Annotated in this window: 2 protein-coding genes; both read right to left on the bottom strand. The window is 66.7% G+C overall.

All coding sequences use genetic code 11. The annotated features are described in order from the left end of the window. A partial coding sequence (locus DBR22_RS17970; RefSeq protein WP_181365238.1) for a hypothetical protein occupies positions 1-242 on the bottom strand: 242 nt, incomplete at its 3' end. Positions 243-328: 86 nt separating this feature from the next. Then, a partial coding sequence (locus DBR22_RS17965) for a quinone oxidoreductase family protein (RefSeq protein WP_108600140.1) occupies positions 329-1,193 on the bottom strand: 865 nt, incomplete at its 5' end.

The following is a 1,193-nucleotide window of genomic DNA, read 5'->3' as shown; positions in this document are numbered from 1 at the left end:
CCGGCACCGAGCCCGGCTGCCTGCAGCTCCCGCCCCTTGGCCCTGACAGCGGCCAGGAGCTCGGCATAACTCAGGGAACGCCGGCCGTCGTCGAGCGCCGAAGCTTCAGGGAACCGGGCGGCCGTGTCCTCGAGAATGGCCATCAGCGTCCGCTCGGGAGGAGCCAGGGGGGAACCGGCAAGCTGCGGGCGGTACAGGACTTCCGGCGGGGATGCGACGACGTTCGACAGGTGCTCACTCACCGTCAAATCCTGCCTGAGTAAGGTGAACGGCAGGTGTCTGGAATTGGTTGAAGGTTCATGTTGCGTTCACCTTGGTGCCCGTGGGCTTAGGGAACAAGGAGAACCTTGCCTGTGGTGCGCCGCCCTTCCAGGTCCTCGTGCGCCTTCCCGGCGTCGGCAAGAGAATACGTGGCACCGATCCGCACCTTGAGATGACCCTTTTCTGCGGCAGCGAAAACCTCACTGGAGCGCCAGCGGCGTTCCTGTTCGTTGAGCAGGAAGTGGGCCAGGGAGGGGCGGGTCAGTGTCAGCGATCCGCCCGCATTGAGGCGCTGTGGATCCACGGGTGGGACCGCTCCCGAAGCCGCTCCGAAGAGGACCAGGGTGCCCCTGGTGCGCAGGCAGGACAGCGAACCGTCGAAAGTGTTGCGGCCGACGCCGTCGTACACCACGTCCACGCCCTTCCCGCCGGTGAGTTCGCGGACATGGTGGGGAAAGCCCTCATAGCGCAGGACGTGGTCCGCCCCGGCGTCGCGGGCAAGTTCTTCCTTGGCGTCCGAGGAGACTGTGGTGATGACGCGGGCGCCCCGCTCCTTGAGCAGTTGGGTCAGCAGCAGGCCCACGCCTCCGGCGCCGGCGTGGGTGAGGACGGTGTGGCCCGGTTCAACCCTGAAGGAGGAGTTGATCAGGTAATGCGCGGTCATGCCCTGGAGGGGCAGTGCCGCGGCCGTGAGGTCGTCCACGCCGTCCGGTACGGGGAGTGCCTTGGCCGCATCGATCAGGGTGTGGCCGGCGTAGCATTTTGCGCCCTCGGCCGTGGCAACCCGGCTTCCCACCGTGAAGTTCTCGACTCCTTCGCCCACCTCCACCACGGTGCCGGCGGCTTCCGAACCGGGGGTGAAGGGAAACGGGACCTGATACATTCCGCCGCGCTGGTACGTCTCGATGAAGTTGACGCCGGCACCGTGGTGG

This window comes from Arthrobacter sp. HMWF013 (genome assembly GCF_003061105.1).
Lineage (GTDB): Bacteria > Actinomycetota > Actinomycetes > Actinomycetales > Micrococcaceae > Arthrobacter.
Note: the sequence above shows the minus strand (reverse complement) of the source record. Positions and strands in the feature narration are given on the sequence as shown.